Origin of the sequence: Streptomyces sp. NPDC101191 (assembly GCF_044767915.1) — a bacterium.
Lineage (GTDB): Bacteria > Actinomycetota > Actinomycetes > Streptomycetales > Streptomycetaceae > Streptomyces.
The window spans coordinates 376,422-393,281 of sequence record NZ_JBIWOU010000007.1; the positions used below are offsets into that span (position 1 = coordinate 376,422).

Below are 16,860 nucleotides of genomic sequence, written 5' to 3' on the forward strand. Positions count from 1 at the left end.
ACGGACGATGTACAAGCTCTTCTTCAACCTGCTCTTCAAGCGGATGGACCCCGAGGAGGCCCACTACCTGGCCTTCCGCTGGATCCGGCTCGCCGCCCGCACCCCGGTCCTGCGCACCTTCGTCGCGGCCGTCCTCGCCCCCCGCCACAAGGAGCTGCGCACCGAGGCGCTCGGCCTGCGCATGCACGGCCCCTTCGGCCTCGCCGCCGGCTTCGACAAGAACGCCGTCGCCATCGACGGCATGGCGATGCTCGGCTTCGACCACGTCGAGATCGGCACGGTGACCGGGGAGGCCCAGCCCGGCAACCCCAAGAAGCGCCTCTTCCGGCTCGTCCCGGACCGCGCACTGATCAACCGCATGGGCTTCAACAACGAGGGCTCGGCCGCGGTCGCCGCCCGCCTGGGCGCCCGTAACCCGGTCTTCCGGACGGTCGTCGGCGTCAACATCGGCAAGACCAAGGTCGTGCCGGAGGACGAGGCCGCCGCCGACTACGTGAAGTCCACCGAGCGGCTCGCCCGCCACGCCGACTACCTGGTCGTCAACGTCTCCTCGCCGAACACCCCGGGCCTGCGCAACCTCCAGGCCACCGAGTCGCTGCGGCCGCTCCTCACGGCCGTCCGGGAGGCCGCCGACCGGTCCGTGGAGGGCCGCCGCGTCCCGCTCCTGGTGAAGATCGCCCCGGACCTCGCCGACGAGGACGTGGACGCCGTCGCCGACCTGGCCCTGGAGCTCGGCCTCGACGGCATCATCGCCACCAACACCACCATCGCCCGCGAGGGCCTCGGCCTGAAGTCCGACCCCGCGCTCGTCCAGGAGACCGGCGGCCTGTCCGGCGCGCCCGTCAAGCAGCGCTCCCTGGAGGTCCTGCGCCGCCTCTACGCGCGCGTGGGCGACCGGATCGTCCTGGTGGGCGTCGGCGGCATCGAGAACGCCGAGGACGCCTGGCAGCGGATCCTCGCCGGTGCCACCCTGATCCAGGGCTACAGCGCCTTCATCTACGAGGGGCCGTTCTACGCCCGCGCCGTCCACAAGGGCCTCGCCGCGCGCCTGGCCGCCTCCCCGTACGCCACCCTCGCCGAGGCCGTCGGCGCCGACACCCGAAAGGCCACCACATGATCTCCTTCGGTGCACGCCTCCGCGCCGCCATGGACGAGCGCGGCCCCCTGTGCGTCGGCGTCGACCCGCACGCCTCCCTGCTGGACTCCTGGGGCCTGGCCGACGACATCGCGGGCCTGGAGCGCTTCACGTTCACCGTGGTCGAAGCCCTGGCCGACACGGTCGCCGTCTTCAAGCCGCAGGCCGCCTTCTTCGAGCGCTTCGGCTCGCGCGGCGTGGCCGTCCTGGAGCGTGCCGTCGCGGACCTGCGGGCGGCGGGCGGCCTGGTCGTCATGGACGCCAAGCGCGGCGACATCGGCTCGACGATGGGCGCCTACGCGGAGGCCTTCCTGCGCAAGGACTCCCCGCTCTTCTCCGACGCGCTCACCGTCTCCCCGTACCTCGGCTACGGCTCCCTGCGGCCGGCCGTGGACCTGGCGAGGGAGAGCGGCGCCGGGCTCTTCGTGCTCGCGCTGACCTCCAACCCGGAGGGCGCCGAGGTCCAGCGGGCCGTGCGCGAGGACGGGCGGACCATCGGCGCGACGATGCTCGCGCACCTGGCGGAGGAGAACGCGGGGGAGACCCCGATGGGCTCCTTCGGCGCGGTGGTCGGCGCCACGCTCGGCGACCTGTCCGCCTTCGACCTCGACATCAACGGCCCGCTGCTGGCTCCGGGCATCGGCGCCCAGGGCGCGACCCCGGCGGACCTTCCGGCGGTCTTCGGCGCGGCGGTCCGCAACGTGGTCCCGAACGTCAGCCGCGGGGTGCTCAAGGCGGGTCCGGACGCCGTCGCGCTGAAGGCGGCCGCGGAACGTTATGCGAACGAGATCCGCGAGGCCGTGGGCGCCTGAGGCACTTCGCGGGCCGGTTTCGGCCGGTTCTCGCCAATCCGCAGGTCGGGCGGCGTGTCCTCGCCGTCTCACTCCTTGCCAAAAGTTGACCCAAAACAGCGTCGTTATGTCGGAAAAGTCCTGGTCGGTCGATGCTGACCAGGACTTTTCGTCTGTTCTCGCTGACTGGAGCGGCCTTGGCCGCTAGTCTCCGGGACAGAGTCGGCGTTCGACGTACTCCACGTCGGGCGTTGCTCCACTGGTGTGGGGCGCCCAGCTTCGCCGCGGGGTGCCCGGCTTCCCACCGGTCCGTATCCGACAGTTCGACATCCGAGGTGACGTAGGCGTGGCTCTTCCGCCCCTTACCCCTGAACAGCGCGCAGCCGCGCTCGAAAAGGCCGCCGCGGCTCGCCGGGAGCGGGCCGAGGTCAAGAATCGACTCAAGCACTCCGGCGCCTCCCTCCACGAGGTCATCAAGCAGGGCCAGGAGAACGACGTCATCGGCAAGATGAAGGTCTCCGCGCTGCTCGAGTCCCTGCCGGGCGTGGGCAAGGTCCGCGCCAAGCAGATCATGGAGCGACTGGGCATCTCCGAGAGCCGCCGGGTTCGCGGCCTCGGTTCCAACCAGATCGCTTCCCTGGAGCGCGAGTTCGGCGGCGCCGGCGCCTGACGGCGACCCCGTCCGGGAGAAGGCGTCCCGGGCACCCCGGCAAAGCTGGAATAATCGCTGCATGGCAGCAGAGGTACGTCCGCGACTGACCGTGCTCTCCGGCCCCTCAGGGGTGGGCAAGAGCACGGTCGTCGCTCATATGCGCAAGGTCCACCCCGAGGTCTGGCTCTCGGTGTCGGCCACGACACGAAAGCCACGTCCCGGCGAGAAGCACGGCGTCCAGTACTTCTTCGTCACGGACGACGAGTTCGACAAGCTGATCGCCAACGGCGAGCTGCTCGAGTGGGCCGAGTTCGCGGGCAACCGCTACGGCACCCCGCGCCGCGCGGTCCTCGACCGCCTGGAGGCGGGCGAGCCGGTCCTCCTGGAGATCGACCTCCAGGGTGCGCGTCAGGTCAAGGAGTCCATGGGCGAGGCCCAGCTGGTCTTCCTGGCCCCGCCGAGCTGGGACGAGCTGGTCCGCCGGCTCACCGGCCGCGGCACCGAGTCGCCCGAGGTCATCGAGCGCCGGCTGCGGGCCGCGAAGGTCGAACTGGCCGCCGAGTCGGAGTTCGACAGCACGCTCGTCAACACCTCGGTCGAGGGCGTCGCGCGTGAGCTGCTAACGTTGATGAACGTTGTCTGATCCTTTTTCCATCTTCGGAAGGTAGAGCGTGTCCTCTTCCATCACCGCGCCCGAGGGCATCATCAACCCGCCGATCGACGAGCTGCTCGAGGCGACTGACTCCAAGTACAGCCTCGTGATCTACGCGGCCAAGCGTGCGCGTCAGATCAATGCCTACTACTCGCAGCTCGGCGAGGGTCTGCTCGAGTACGTCGGTCCGCTCGTCGACACGCATGTCCACGAGAAGCCGCTGTCGATCGCCCTGCGCGAGATCAACGCGGGCCTGCTGACCTCCGAGGCCATCGAGGGTCCGGCTCAGTAAGGCTGTAACGCTTGTCACCACAGGCCCGGCGGAACATCCGCCGGGCCTGTGGTGTCTCATGGAGACGTACGCATCCGAGCCTTCAGGGGAGCAGAGTTGAGCGCGGTGACGAAGCCGAAGGTCGTCCTGGGCGTGAGCGGCGGCATCGCCGCGTACAAGGCCTGCGAGCTGCTGCGCCGGCTCAGCGAGTCCGGACACGACGTGCGCGTCGTGCCCACCGACTCCGCCCTGCACTTCGTCGGCGCGGCCACCTGGTCAGCCCTGTCAGGCAACCCCGTCTCCACCGAGGTGTGGGAGTCCGTCCACGAGGTCCCCCACGTCCGCATCGGCCAGGCCGCCGACCTCGTCGTCGTCGCGCCCGCCACCGCCGACATGCTCGCCAAGGCCGCTCACGGCCTCGCCGACGACCTGCTCACCAACACGCTGCTCACCGCGCGCTGTCCGGTCGTCTTCGCGCCGGCCATGCACACCGAGATGTGGGAGCACCCCGCCACCCAGGAGAACGTGGCCACCCTGCGCCGCCGCGGCGCCGTGGTCATCGAGCCCGCCGTCGGCCGGCTCACCGGCGTCGACACCGGTAAGGGCCGGCTGCCGGACCCGACGGAGATCTTCGAGATCTGCCGCCGCGTCCTGGCCCGCGGCGTCACCGCCCCCGACCTCGCCGGCCGGCACGTGGTGATCAGCGCCGGCGGCACCCGCGAGCCCCTCGACCCGGTCCGCTACCTGGGCAACCGCTCCAGCGGCAAGCAGGGCTACGCCCTCGCCAAGGCGGCCGCCGCCCGCGGCGCCCGGGTCACCCTGATCGAGGCCAACACCGGCCTGCCCGACCCGGCGGGCGTCGACGTCGTGCGCGTCGGCACCGCCGTCCAGCTGCGCGAGGCCGTCCTCAAGGCCGCCGCCGACGCCGACGCGGTCGTCATGGCGGCGGCGGTCGCCGACTTCCGCCCCGCCGCGTACGCCACCGGCAAGATCAAGAAGACGGACGACGGCGGCGCCCCGACCGTCGAGCTGGTCCGCAATCCGGACATCCTCGCGGAGATCTCGGCCGAACGCGCCCGGTCCGGCCAGGTGGTCGTCGGCTTCGCCGCGGAGACCGACGACGTCCTCGACAACGGGCGCGAGAAGCTCCGGCGCAAGGGCTGCGACCTGCTCGTCGTCAACGAGGTGGGGGAGCGCAAGACCTTCGGCTCCGAGGAGAACGAGGCCGTGGTCCTCGCCGCCGACGGCACCGAGACCCCCGTGCCGTACGGGCCGAAGGAAGCGCTGGCCGAGACGGTGTGGGACCTCGTGGTACCCCGTCTGGGCTCCGCGACCGGGTGAATTCCCCGCCAACGGAGCAGGGCGGCCGGATATCGGTGCGCCGGCGGAGAGAAAATCCGCAAAACCGGACGAAAATCCGGCCCGACACGGCGGCGAGCGCCCGGATCACGCAAGAGCATGCCGGGGGACCTGGCCAGATACCCGATCGTGACCGATAGACTGTCCTCGGAACGTCGCGGGGCGCAGCCCCCTGCCGGTCCGCAATCGCCTAGCCAGCAGCCGCTGCAACCTCAGGGAGCGTTGTGTCCCGTCGCTTGTTCACCTCGGAATCCGTGACCGAGGGCCACCCCGACAAGATCGCTGACCAGATCAGCGACACCATTCTCGACGCGCTGCTCAAGGAGGACCCCACCTCCCGTGTCGCCGTCGAGACGCTGATCACGACGGGCCTCGTGCACGTCGCCGGTGAGGTCACCACCAAGGCCTGGGCGGACATCCCGACCCTCGTCCGCAACAAGATCCTCGACATCGGGTACGACTCCTCGAAGAAGGGCTTCGACGGCGCGTCCTGCGGCGTCTCGGTCTCCATCGGGTCGCAGTCCCCGGACATCGCGCAGGGCGTCGACACCGCCTACGAGTCGCGCGTCGAGGGTGACGAGGACGAGCTCGACAAGCAGGGCGCCGGCGACCAGGGCCTGATGTTCGGCTACGCGTCGGACGAGACCCCGAACCTGATGCCGCTGCCGATCGAGCTGGCCCACCGCCTGTCCCGCCGCCTCACCGAGGTCCGCAAGAACGGGACCATCCCGTACCTGCGCCCCGACGGCAAGACCCAGGTCACCATCGAGTACGACGGCGACAAGGCCGTCCGCCTCGACACCGTCGTGGTCTCCTCGCAGCACGCCTCCGACATCGACCTCGAGTCGCTGCTCGCGCCCGACATCCGCGAGTTCGTCGTCGAGCACGTGCTGAAGCAGCTCGTCGAGGACGGCATCAAGCTCGACACCGAGGGCTACCGCCTCCTGGTCAACCCGACCGGTCGCTTCGAGATCGGCGGCCCGATGGGCGACGCCGGCCTCACCGGTCGCAAGATCATCATCGACACCTACGGCGGCATGTCCCGCCACGGTGGCGGCGCCTTCTCCGGCAAGGACCCGTCGAAGGTCGACCGCTCCGCCGCCTACGCCATGCGCTGGGTCGCCAAGAACGTCGTCGCCGCGGGCCTCGCCTCGCGCTGCGAGGTCCAGGTCGCGTACGCGATCGGCAAGGCGGAGCCCGTCGGTCTCTTCGTCGAGACCTTCGGCACCAACACCATCGAGACCGAGAAGATCGAGCACGCCATCGGCGAGGTCTTCGACCTCCGCCCGGCCGCGATCATCCGCGACCTCGACCTGCTGCGCCCGATCTACTCCCAGACCGCCGCCTACGGCCACTTCGGCCGCGAGCTGCCGGACTTCACCTGGGAGCGCACGGACCGCGTGGACGCCCTGAAGAAGGCCGCCGGCGTCTGAGCCCCGGCTCCCCCCTGGCGGGACGAAGGCCCGGCACCCTCGTGGTGCCGGGCCTTCGGCGTGCCCGCTCCCCTGTCGGTGGCGTCTGGTAGGTATGAGGCTGTGAGCAGCGAGAACGAGAAGGCCGAGGGGGCGCCCGGGCAGGCGGAGCCCGAGCAGCTCGCGCTCATCCGGGAGAGCGTGCGCAAGGCCAAGGTGCCGCGGGCCAAGCCCCGGACGTGGCGGGGGGCCGCCCTCGCCAAGGAGCTGCCGGTCGCCCGGGTCGTGGTGAACAAGGGCGTGCTGCACCTCGACCAGTTCTTCGACTACGCCGTGCCCGAGGAGCTCGACGAGGCCGCGCAGCCCGGAGTGCGGGTCCGCGTCCGCTTCGGTGCCGGGGCGCACCAGGTGCGGGGCGGGCGGCGCGAGGGCGGGCGGCTGATCGACGGGTTCCTCGTCGAGCGGCGTGCCGAGTCGGACTACTCCGGGCCGCTCGCCGCGCTCGCCGACGTCGTCTCGCCCGAACCGGTGCTCGGCCCCGAACTGCTCGGCCTCGCCCGGGCGCTCGCCGACCGCTACGCGGGCAGCCTCGCCGACGTGCTCCAGCTCGCCGTGCCCCCGCGCAACGCCCGCGCCGAGAGCCGGCCCTCGCCCGAGCCGCTGCCGCCGCCCGCCGCCCCCGAGCCGGGGAGCTGGACGCGGTACGAGCGGGGGCCCGCCTTCCTGGACTCCCTCGCCCGCGGCGGGGTGCCCCGGGCCGTGTGGAACGCCCTGCCGGGCCCGCACTGGGCCGAGGAGATCGCCCGGGCCGTCGCCGCGACCCTGGCCTCCGGGCGCGGCGCCCTGGTCGTCGTCCCCGACGGGCGCGCCGCGGCCCGCGTCGACCAGGCCCTCACCGACCTCCTCGGCGACGGGCGGCACGCGCTGCTCACCGCAGAGGCCGGTCCCGAGAAGCGGTACGCGCAGTGGCTCGCCGTCCGGCGGGGCGCCGTCCGCGCCGTCGTCGGGACCCGCGCCGCCATGTTCGCGCCCGTGCGCGACCTCGGGCTCGCCGTCATCTGGGACGACGGCGACACCAGCCACAGCGAGCCCCACGCCCCGCAGCCGCACGCCCGTGACGTCCTGCTGCTGCGCGCCGCCCACGACCGCTGCGCCTTCCTGCTCGGCTCCACCGCCTGCACCGTGGAGGCCGCCCAGCTCGTCGAGTCCGGCTGGGCCCAGCCCCTCGCGGCCGGCCGCGACCAGGTGCGGATCGCCGCGCCCCTCGTACGGACCGTCGGCGACACCGACCTCGCCCGCGACGAGGCCGCCCGCGCCGCCCGGCTGCCCACGCTCGCCTGGCAGGTCGTGCGGGAGGGCCTCAAGACCGGCCCCGTCCTCGTCCAGGTTCCCCGCCGCGGCTACGTCCCCCGGCTCGCCTGCGAGCGCTGCCGCACGCCCGCCCGCTGCCGGCACTGCGCCGGCCCCCTGGAGGCCCCCGAGCAGCAGGAGCTGCACTGCGGCTGGTGCGGGCGCACCGCGGCCGACTGGCACTGCCCGGCCTGCGGGTCCCACCGGCTGCGCGCCCAGGTCGTCGGCGCGCGCCGCACGGCGGAGGAGCTCGGCCGTGCCTTCCCGGCCGTGCCCGTCCGCACCTCCGGACGCGACCACATCCTCGACCGGGTGCCGGGCCGGCCCGCCCTCGTCGTCAGCACGCCGGGCGCCGAACCCGTCGCCGAAGGCGGCTACGCGGCCGCTCTGCTCCTCGACGGCTGGGCCATGCTCGGCCGCCCCGACCTGCGGGCCGGTGAGGAGGCGCTGCGCCGCTGGATCGACGCTGCCTCGCTGGTGCGGGGCCAGGCCGCCGGCGGGACCGTCGTGGTCGTCGCCGAGCCCACCCTGCGGCCCGTCCAGGCCCTGGTCCGCTGGGACCCCGTCGGCCACGCCCAGCGCGAACTCGCCGAGCGGGCCGAGCTGGGCTTCCCGCCGGTCTCGCGCATGGCGGCGGTCGCCGGACCGCCGGAGGCGCTCACGGCCTTCCTTGAAGCCGCCGAACTGCCCCGGGACGCCGAGGTCCTAGGCCCCGTCCCGCTCCCGGTGACCCGCCCCGGCGGCCCGCGCCGGCCCGGCGACACCCCGCCGGGCGAGCAGTGGGACCGCGCCCTGATCCGCGTGCGGCCGGGCAGCGGCCACGCGCTGGCCACGGCCCTGAAGAAGGCCCAGGCCTCCCGCCTCGCGCGGGGCGGGGGCGAGCCGGTGCGGGTGCGGGTGGACCCGCCGGACATCGGCTGACGGACCGAAGAGACGTGCGGACGCGCTGAGGGACCGAAGGGACGTGCGGACGCCCTGAGGGACCGAAGAGACGTGCGGGCGCACGCGAAAGGCCGCCCGCGGGGGAGCGGGCGGCCTTTTCGGCGCGCGTCCAGGGGCCTCGGGGGCCCTGGCGGGCTCGTACGGGTCGGCGGTCGCACGAGGGACGTCCAGGGCGGTCGTACGACCGCCGGGCGGCGACGGGCGTTACGGCACCGGCGCCGGGCGCGGGAGCGCGGGGCTCAGCCGTTGCGCGGGGCCGGGAAGGCCGGGGGGCGGGTCTCCTCGCGCAGGGTCTGGCTGCCCGAGGTGGGCTGCGGCGGCATGCTGCGGGCCGGCGGGACCACCGGCATCGGGCGGGCCGCGGCGGGCTCCGGCGCGCGCTCCGGCTCCAGGGCGACGCCCGGCTGCGGGGCGCGGCGGGAGCCGTAACGGCGGTGGACCGCCTGCTTGGTGACTCCGAGCGCGGAACCCACCGCGTCCCACGAGAACCCGAGCGAGCGGTCGAAGTCCACGGCGGCCGTCACCAGGGTCTCGACGCTGTCCCGCAGCTCCTGGGCGAGCCGGACGGTGGGGGCGGGGGCGCGTCCGTAGACGACGAAGCCCGTCGAAGGGGTGGAGCGACGCGGGCGGTAGACATTGCCCAGCTGGGCCGTGAGCGTGCGCAGTGCGTCCACCTGCCGCCGGACCCGCTCGATGTCCCGCACCAGCAGGTGCAGACTCGCCCGGGCCTGGGCGTCGTGGGTTGCGTGGTCGGCCATGGATAAGCCTCTCGAACCGGCGTGACAAAGGGGCGGGCCGCTGGGGGAGGGCGACCCGATTCGGTCAATCTCTCTTGACCAACGCGCCACCGGGAGTTGGGTCACGCTGCGGGGGCGTATGGGCATATGCGGAGGGCGCTCGTCCGCGCGTACGCCCCCTGGGGCCGAGCACGGGCCCGCAGGGCGGGGTGCGCCCGACCCGGCCTAGACTGGTGCGCTGCCCTCCCCCGAGCTCTCGGCATCGCTCGTCGAGCGGGGAGGCACCCACATCGCCCCGAGATGCGAGGTTTTCCCGCGTGAAGCTCGTCTTCGCAGGCACCCCCGAGGTCGCCGTACCCGCCCTGGACGCCCTGCTCGCCTCCGGGCGGCACGAGGTGGCCGCCGTCGTCACCCGGCCCGACGCCCCCGCGGGGCGCGGACGACGGCTCGTCGCGAGTCCCGTCGCCCAGCGCGCCGAGGAGGCCGGCATCGAGGTCCTCAAGCCGGAGAAGCCGCGCGACGAGGCGTTCCTGGCGCGGCTGCGGGAGATCGCGCCCGACTGCTGCCCGGTCGTCGCCTACGGCGCGCTGCTGCCCCGCGTGGCCCTCGACATCCCGGCCCACGGCTGGGTCAACCTGCACTTCTCGCTGCTGCCCGCGTGGCGCGGCGCGGCGCCGGTGCAGCACGCCGTCATGGCGGGCGACGAGGTGACCGGCGCGTCCACCTTCCAGATCGAGGAGGGCCTCGACTCGGGCCCGGTGTACGGCGTCGTCACCGAGGACGTCCGGCCCACCGACACCAGCGGCGACCTGCTCACCCGGCTGGCCTTCGCCGGCGCCGGGCTGCTCGCGGCGACCATGGACGGCATCGAGGACGGCGCCCTCAAGGCCGTGCCGCAGCCGGCCGACGGCATCACGCTCGCCCCGAAGATCCAGGTCGAGGACGCCCACGTCGACTTCGCCGCCCCGGCGCTCCGCGTCGACCGGGTGGTCCGCGGCTGCACCCCGGCGCCGGGCGCCTGGACCCTCTTCCGCGGCGAGCGCCTGAAGCTGATCCAGGTCGCCCTCCTCCCGGACCGCACCGATCTGGCCCCCGGCGAACTCGCCGCCGCCAAGAACAACGTCCACGTCGGCACCGGCTCCCACGCCGTCGAGCTCCTGTGGGTCCAGCCCCAGGGCAAGAAGCCGATGAAGGCGGCGGACTGGGCCCGCGGCGTCCGCATCGCCCCGGGCGAGCGGGTCGGCGCGTAGCCGACCGACCCGGGCCGTCCCGACCGACCCGGGCCGTCCCGACCGACCCGGGCCGTCCCGGACGGCACCGGGTCCCCCGCGGCAAGGGCCCCCGCGGCACGGCCCCCGGGGCACGGGCCCCCGGGGCACTGGCCCCCGGGGCACTGGCCCCCCGGGCCCGGCCCGCCGCGGGGGCACGTTTTCCCGGGTACGCAGCCCGGACGTAGGCTGAGGGGGCCGGCCCCCGGCGGCCGGACCCTCTCCACCGGATCACTTCTCACGCGGAGCACCTTTGAGCGAGCAGGCACGTCGTCGTGCGCCCAGGCCCGGCACGGGCAAGGCCCCCAGGCCCCACCGGCGGCCCAAGAAGGATCCCGTGCGGATCCTCGCCTTCGAGGTGCTGCGGGCCGTGGACGAGCGGGACGCGTACGCGAACCTGGTGCTGCCGCCCATGCTGAAGAAGGCGCGGGAGCAGGAAGGGCCCGAGAAGTTCGACGGGCGGGACGCCGCGCTCGCGACCGAGCTCGTGTACGGCACGCTCCGCCGGCAGGGGACGTACGACGCGATCATCTCCGCCTGCGTGGACCGGCCGCTGCGCGAGGTCGACCCTCCGGTGCTCGACGTGCTGTCGCTCGGCGCGCACCAGCTGCTCGGGACGCGGATCCCGAGCCACGCCGCCGTGTCCGCGACCGTCGAGCTGGCGCGTGTGGTGCTCGGCGACGGGCGGGCCAAGTTCGTGAACGCCGTGCTCCGCAAGATCGCCCAGGACGACTTCGAGACGTGGGTGGAGCGGGTCGCGCCGCCCTACGACGAGGACGCCGAGGAGCACCTCGCCGTCGTCCACTCGCACCCCCGCTGGGTGGTCTCCGCCCTGTGGGACGCCCTCGGCGGCGGGCGGGCCGGCATCGAGACCCTGCTGGAGGCCGACAACGAGCGGCCCGAGGTCACCCTCGTCGCCCGGCCCGGCCGGACCACCACCGAGGAGCTGGCCGCCGCGGCCGAGACCGAGCCCGGGCGCTGGTCCCCGTACGCCCTGCGGCTCTCCGAGGGCGGCGAGCCCGGCGCCATCGAGGCCGTCCGCGACGGCCGGGCCGGCGTCCAGGACGAGGGCAGCCAGCTCGTCGCGATCGCCCTCGCCAACGCGCCCCTCGACGGCCCCGACGCCCGCTGGCTCGACGGCTGCGCCGGCCCCGGAGGCAAGGCGGCCCTGCTCGCCGCCCTGGCCGCCGAGCGCGGCGCCGCCCTGCTCGCCTCGGAGAAGCAGCCGCACCGCGCCCGCCTGGTCGAGCGCGCGCTGGCCGGCAACCCCGGCCCGTACCAGGTCATCGCCGCCGACGGGACCCGCCCGCCGTGGGGCGAGGGCGTCTTCGACCGGGTCCTCATGGACGTGCCCTGCTCGGGTCTCGGCGCCCTGCGCCGCCGCCCCGAGGCCCGGTGGCGCCGCCGCCCCTCGGACCTCGACGGTTTCGCCCCCCTGCAGCGGGGACTGCTGACCGAGGCGCTGCGGGCCGTCCGCGTCGGGGGAGTGGTGGGGTACGCGACCTGCTCGCCGCACCTCGCCGAGACCCGCGTGGTGGTCGACGACGTCCTGAAGAAGGTGGGCGGCGCCGAACTGATCGACGCCCGCCCGCTGCTGCCCGGCGTGCCGGACCTCGGCGACGGGCCGGACGTCCAGCTGTGGCCGCATGTGCACGGCACGGACGCGATGTACCTGGCGCTGATCCGGCGGACCGCCTGAACCTGAACCGCGCCCGAGGGGGCGGCCCGGTCCGGACCGCCGGCAGCGTCGCCCCCTGACGGGGGCCGGATTCCGGACCGGCCGTGCATCGCCCCCGGGACCGCGGCCGGATTCCGGACCGGCCGTGCATCGCCCCCGGGACCGCGGCCGGATTCCCGGCCGCCCGCGCGTCGCCCCCTGACGGCGGCCGGCTTCCGGACGGCCCGCCCGTCGCCCCTGACGGCGGTCGGCTTCCGGGCTGGACCGCCGGCAGCGTCGCCCCCTGGACCACGGCCGGCTTCCGGGCCACCCGTCGCCCCCAGCCACCCTCCGTGCCGCCCTCGAGCGCGTCAGATGCTCAGTCAGATAGGTACGGATACTCATGAGTTGAGCGCCGCGGTGCGATGGAGTGTTCTCCGGCTTGTGATCCACAACGGTGAATACGGGGGCTGCACGTGGCGTGGGACGAGTGGGAACAGATCAAGGCCGGAGTGGCCGATCGGCAGCCCGCGGCGATGCGGCTCAACCATGTCCCGGTCGAGCCCGACAGCGGGCCCAGCGCCGTGACGGGCGGCCTGAAGTCCAGCCAGAAGGCGTGGAACACGGCCGGCGAGGGCGTGGGCTCCCTGCGGCAGGGCATCGGCACCGGGTTGAGCAAGCTGGACGAGGGCCAGGCGGGGCTGGGCGCGACCACGGGCTGTCTGAGCGCCGCCGCGCAGAAGGACGTCTACGACTCCTGGAAGAAGTACGCCGAGAGCGTCGGCAAGCGGTGCGGTGCGCTCCAGGGAGTCCTGCAGCAGGTGGGCCACGACGTGCTGAGGACCGATGACGCGGTCAAGGGTGAGATGGACCGGCTGAGCCGTGAGTACGCGGACACGGACGCCGTCGGCGGCCAGACGAAGGGCCGGTGAGGGCGGACATGGACTACGCCACCCTCAAGGCCTTCAAGCCCTCCGAGTTCGAGGGCGCGGCCGACGGGTACCGCGCCCTCGGCAACGCGGCGCAGGCCGGCAAGGAGCACATCGAGAACACGGTCGCCACGGGCATGCGGAAGTCGCTGGCGGGCGAGGCGCACGACGCGTCGCAGAAGCAGCTCCAAGCCCTGGCGAAGAACTTCCACTACACCGTGACCGAGTGCCACGTGATCAGCACGGCCCTCAACGGGTTCGCCTACGACATGGCGGCCGCCCAGCGGAAGCTGGAGGCGGCGGTCGGCGACGCCGCGGCGGACGGCTGCACCGTGAACGCGGACGGCTCGGTCACCTATCCGGCAGGTCGGAAGCCCGGCGCGGACAACGACACCGAGGGCGGCACGGTGACGGGGAGCGCCGGAGGCAACGAGACCTCCGACGCCCTGGACCGCCAGGCGGCGAACATCCACCCGAACCCGAACTTCGGCAAGGCCGCGGGATACGCCGACCGGATCGCCGACGCGCTCAAGGAGGCCACGGACGCGGACGCCAAGTGGGAACCGAAGATACGGGCCCTCAAGGCCGACGACGACCTGACCGTGTCCGCCAAGGACTGGACCGACGTCACGTCGGACACGGGGGGCGTGCGCGAGGCGGCCGACGCCTACCTCCACACGATCAAGGCGCCGCCAAAGAACGACTGGCCCCAGGACAACGCCAACTGGTGGAACGGCCTGACCGACGAGCAGCGCGAAGCCTACGTCACCATGCACCCGGCGAGCATCGGAGCGCTCGACGGCCTCCCCTCCTCCGTACGCGACGAGGCGAACCGCACCGTGCTCGTGGAGCAGCGCGCCGCCAAGCAGCTGGAGTACGACGCCTGGCTCACGAAGGAACCGACGCACTACAGGCCCTACATCAGCCCCGTCACGGGGCGCGAGGTGAAGGGCGCGATGGTCCCGACGGAGGAATGGAAGGAGTGGGACGAGAAGCGGAAGCAGCTCGAGAGCGGCTACAAGGGCATGGACGACATACAGAAGCGGTTCGACGGCTTCACGAGCGAGAGCAACCGTCCCTACCTCCTCGGGTTCGACGGCAACAACATGGGACGTGCCATCGTCTCCATCGGGAATCCGGACACCGCCGACAACGTGGTGACCTACGTGCCCGGGACGTTCGCCGAGCTGGAGTCCATCGGCGGAGACATGGACCGGGCGGTGGCGCTCCAGGCAGAGGCCGAGCGCCAGGACGGGGCCCACTCGACGGCCTCGATCGTGTGGCTCGGTTACGACGCTCCGCAGAGCATCACGACCGATGCCACGGAGACCAAGTGGGCCGACGACGCGAAGGAGCCGCTCGGCAACTTCATCCAGGGGATCGAGGAGGCCAACCACCGCGAGGGCGGTGTGAACCAGACGCTCCTCGGTCACAGCTACGGCTCCCTGGTGGTGGGCGAGACCATGAGCACGCACATCGACCTGCCGGTCGACAATGCGATCATGGTGGGCAGCCCGGGCGTCGGAGTGGACCACGCCAAGGACCTGAACATCCCGCCGGACCACGTCTTCGCGGCCACTGCCCAGAACGACCTCATCAACGTCGCCCCGCCGTTCGCCAAGGACTACCTCAGCCCGAAGGGGTACTGGGACACGTTCTTCGACCACGACGCGATCGTGCACGGAACCGACCCGACCTCCGACGACTTCGGCGGCCAGGTCTTCGAGGTCCCCAACGGGAAGCTGCCGCTCGTGCACGACTGGGACGTCATGCCCGCGCACTCCCAGTACTGGGACGAAAAGCCCCTCGGCACCCTGGGGAAGATCGTGACCGGAGGACGACTGTGAATCCACGCAAGGCAATCCCGGCTCTCGCACTGCTGGCCATGACGACCATGGTGACCGCGTGCGGGGCGCAGGGGGACGGACAGACCGGCGGAAACGCACCGAAGCAGGTAACGATGAACGAGCAGCAGGCGATCGACCGGGCAGAGGAGATCATCGGCGAGGCGGTGGACGGAATGTCGCCCCGACCGACACTGGAGCGCATGGGCAACGCGCCCGTCGGCGCCTGCATCGCCAGGGACGACCACGGTGCCGACGACCGGGTGCAGGTGACCCTCATCTACAAACTGACCGGTGTTCCGGGAGCCCAGGCCCAGAACCTCGTGCGCCAGGCACGGGATGCCTGGCTCAAGAAGGGCCACAAGTACAACACCTCGGGCGAGGTCGACTGGGCCGGAGCCTTTCCGACGGTCTACATGCGCACGGAGGCCGACGACTTCTGGATGGACGCCGTCACCGGAGTCGTGGACCGGGCCAAGGGCGAAGGGGTCGCCTCCCTCAAGGTGACCTCGCCCTGCTTCCTCCCGCCCGGCAAGGGCTCGGCCGCCGCGGCCGACCCCGCCGCGTTCGAGACCGCGGACGCCGACTCTCCCGCCGCGCGCCGGGCACTCGGCCACTCCAGCCGGATCTACGACGTGCTGGGGGTCGGCGCGGCGCCGACGCGGCCGGGTGAAGGCCTCCGCAGGGTCCGGGACGAGTCCGGGGACGCGGTCCACCACGCCTGGTCGACCGTGCCGCTGGCGGAGGAGGAGCAGGTACGGGCCGTGGAACGCGCTCAGGCGTATTTCCAGGGCGCGGGATGGCGCGTACGTCCCATGCCGACGGCCGGGGGCGCCCCGGGCGTCGTCGCCGGCCGGCCCGACGAGCGCACGGTCGCGCAGGTCGCCGTTTCGGACACCGGTGCGGTGCTGGTGGCGGTCACGACGCCCCTTGACGGTCCGCAGTCCGCGGACGTGTGACAGCCGATGCCGCCGACCCCTGACGGCGGAATCAGCTGGTCTGTACCATTAAGTCCCTCGCGTGAATCGGTCTCCACACCCTCCATTCCGCTTCGCGGCAAAGAAGTGCTCAAGAACATGGCAGGCTTGGCACATGGCGCAGATCAATCCCAGCATTCTGTCCGCGGACTTCGCCCGGCTCGCCGATGAGGCGAAGGCGGTCGACGGGGCCGACTGGCTGCACGTCGACGTGATGGACAACCACTTCGTGCCCAATCTGACGCTGGGCGTGCCGATCGTCGAGTCGCTCAGCCGGGCGACCGACACCCCCCTCGACTGCCACCTGATGATCGAGGACCCGGACCGCTGGGCGCCGCAGTACGTGGAGGCCGGCGCGGGCTCCGTCACCTTCCACGTGGAGGCCGCGGCCGCGCCGGTGCGCCTCGCCCGGGAGATCCGCGCCAAGGGCGCCCGGGCGTCCATGGCGCTCAAGCCGGCCACGCCGATCGAGCCGTACGAGGACCTGCTGCCCGAGCTGGACATGCTGCTGATCATGACGGTCGAGCCCGGCTTCGGCGGGCAGGCCTTCCTCGACATCATGCTCCCGAAGATCCGCCGCACCCGTGAGCTGATCTCCAAGCACGGGCTCGAGCTCTGGCTCCAGGTCGACGGCGGCGTCGCCGAGTCCACGATCGAGCGGTGCGCCGAGGCCGGCGCCGACGTCTTCGTGGCCGGTTCCGCCGTCTACGGGGCTGCGGATCCGGCCGCCGCCGTCCGTTCCCTGCGGGCCAGGGCCGAGACCGCGACCGCCTCGGCGGCGTGGGCGTGTGGCCACTGAGCCTCCACTGACCCACCGGTACGTGAACGCGGCCCGTCGGGCCGCCGACACGGCCGATTCGGGCCCGCCGGATCTGACAGGATGA

Annotated in this window: 15 protein-coding genes; 14 read left to right on the forward strand and 1 reads right to left on the reverse strand. The window is 73.0% G+C overall.

The window, feature by feature from the left end; genetic code table 11:
• Positions 1-7: 7 nt before the first annotated feature.
• The 8 genes from ACIRQF_RS27900 (at position 8) to ACIRQF_RS27935 (ending at position 8,543) form a co-directional block, all read left to right on the forward strand.
• Positions 8-1,117, forward strand: a complete 1,110-nt coding sequence (locus ACIRQF_RS27900) for a quinone-dependent dihydroorotate dehydrogenase (protein ID WP_382482634.1) — start codon at positions 8-10, stop codon at positions 1,115-1,117.
• Positions 1,114-1,947, forward strand: a complete 834-nt coding sequence (gene pyrF / locus ACIRQF_RS27905) for an orotidine-5'-phosphate decarboxylase (protein WP_376637383.1) — start codon at positions 1,114-1,116, stop codon at positions 1,945-1,947. The genes ACIRQF_RS27900 and pyrF overlap by 4 nt, the downstream gene beginning before the upstream one ends.
• Positions 1,948-2,272: 325 nt before the next feature.
• Complete coding sequence (locus tag ACIRQF_RS27910) at positions 2,273-2,596, forward strand: integration host factor (RefSeq protein ID WP_030493613.1); 324 nt, start codon at positions 2,273-2,275, stop codon at positions 2,594-2,596.
• A 61-nt stretch (positions 2,597-2,657) separates the two neighbouring features.
• Entirely contained in the window at positions 2,658-3,221 is a 564-nt protein-coding gene (gene gmk, locus ACIRQF_RS27915; RefSeq protein ID WP_404095945.1) for a guanylate kinase, read from the forward strand.
• A gap of 28 nt (positions 3,222-3,249) precedes the next feature.
• Positions 3,250-3,522 carry a DNA-directed RNA polymerase subunit omega gene (rpoZ, locus tag ACIRQF_RS27920; RefSeq protein WP_005319902.1) on the forward strand — a complete coding sequence of 91 codons (273 nt, stop codon included), beginning with the start codon at positions 3,250-3,252 and terminating at the stop codon, positions 3,520-3,522.
• Between the two features lie 105 nt (positions 3,523-3,627).
• Complete coding sequence (coaBC, locus tag ACIRQF_RS27925; protein WP_389754531.1) at positions 3,628-4,842, forward strand: bifunctional phosphopantothenoylcysteine decarboxylase/phosphopantothenate--cysteine ligase CoaBC; 1,215 nt, start codon at positions 3,628-3,630, stop codon at positions 4,840-4,842.
• A gap of 242 nt (positions 4,843-5,084) precedes the next feature.
• Entirely contained in the window at positions 5,085-6,293 is a 1,209-nt protein-coding gene (gene metK, locus ACIRQF_RS27930; RefSeq protein WP_376637386.1) for a methionine adenosyltransferase, read from the forward strand.
• A gap of 102 nt (positions 6,294-6,395) precedes the next feature.
• The gene (locus ACIRQF_RS27935; protein ID WP_404095949.1) at positions 6,396-8,543 is read left to right on the forward strand and encodes a primosomal protein N'; all 2,148 of its coding nucleotides are present in this window, start codon (positions 6,396-6,398) and stop codon (positions 8,541-8,543) included.
• Positions 8,544-8,803: 260 nt separating this feature from the next.
• On the opposite strand, the gene ACIRQF_RS27940 is transcribed toward ACIRQF_RS27935, so the two are convergent.
• Positions 8,804-9,322, reverse strand: a complete 519-nt coding sequence (locus ACIRQF_RS27940) for a hypothetical protein (RefSeq protein WP_382482627.1) — start codon at positions 9,320-9,322, stop codon at positions 8,804-8,806.
• Between the two features lie 296 nt (positions 9,323-9,618).
• On the opposite strand from ACIRQF_RS27940, the gene fmt reads away from it, so the two are divergent.
• From fmt to rpe, 6 genes are all read left to right on the forward strand, one after another.
• Positions 9,619-10,551, forward strand: coding sequence for a methionyl-tRNA formyltransferase (gene fmt / locus ACIRQF_RS27945; protein ID WP_382482625.1), 933 nt, complete (start codon positions 9,619-9,621; stop codon positions 10,549-10,551).
• 271 nt (positions 10,552-10,822) lie between these two features.
• Complete coding sequence (locus ACIRQF_RS27950; RefSeq protein WP_376637390.1) at positions 10,823-12,268, forward strand: RsmB/NOP family class I SAM-dependent RNA methyltransferase; 1,446 nt, start codon at positions 10,823-10,825, stop codon at positions 12,266-12,268.
• Between the two features lie 434 nt (positions 12,269-12,702).
• Positions 12,703-13,158: a hypothetical protein gene (locus tag ACIRQF_RS27955; protein WP_376637391.1), complete on the forward strand. Its 456-nt coding sequence runs from the start codon at positions 12,703-12,705 to the stop codon at positions 13,156-13,158.
• Between the two features lie 8 nt (positions 13,159-13,166).
• Positions 13,167-15,002, forward strand: coding sequence for an alpha/beta hydrolase (locus tag ACIRQF_RS27960; RefSeq protein ID WP_404095952.1), 1,836 nt, complete (start codon positions 13,167-13,169; stop codon positions 15,000-15,002).
• Positions 15,003-15,115: 113 nt separating this feature from the next.
• Complete coding sequence (locus ACIRQF_RS27965) at positions 15,116-15,958, forward strand: hypothetical protein (RefSeq protein ID WP_404095954.1); 843 nt, start codon at positions 15,116-15,118, stop codon at positions 15,956-15,958.
• 133 nt (positions 15,959-16,091) lie between these two features.
• The gene (gene rpe / locus ACIRQF_RS27970) at positions 16,092-16,775 is read left to right on the forward strand and encodes a ribulose-phosphate 3-epimerase (protein WP_376637394.1); all 684 of its coding nucleotides are present in this window, start codon (positions 16,092-16,094) and stop codon (positions 16,773-16,775) included.
• Positions 16,776-16,860 lie beyond the last annotated feature (85 nt).

Bases quoted from the DNA above. Each gene is read 5' to 3' on its own strand.
- ACIRQF_RS27900 (WP_382482634.1), top strand. From the start codon at position 8: ATGTACAAGCTCTTCTTCAACCTGCTCTTCAAGCGGATGGACCCCGAG.
- pyrF (WP_376637383.1), top strand. From the start codon at position 1,114: ATGATCTCCTTCGGTGCACGCCTCCGCGCCGCCATGGACGAGCGCGGC.
- gmk (WP_404095945.1), top strand. From the start codon at position 2,658: ATGGCAGCAGAGGTACGTCCGCGACTGACCGTGCTCTCCGGCCCCTCA.
- ACIRQF_RS27940 (WP_382482627.1), bottom strand. From the start codon at position 9,322: ATGGCCGACCACGCAACCCACGACGCCCAGGCCCGGGCGAGTCTGCAC.
- ACIRQF_RS27960 (WP_404095952.1), top strand. From the start codon at position 13,167: ATGGACTACGCCACCCTCAAGGCCTTCAAGCCCTCCGAGTTCGAGGGC.
- ACIRQF_RS27965 (WP_404095954.1), top strand. From the start codon at position 15,116: ATGAACGAGCAGCAGGCGATCGACCGGGCAGAGGAGATCATCGGCGAG.
- rpe (WP_376637394.1), top strand. From the start codon at position 16,092: ATGGCGCAGATCAATCCCAGCATTCTGTCCGCGGACTTCGCCCGGCTC.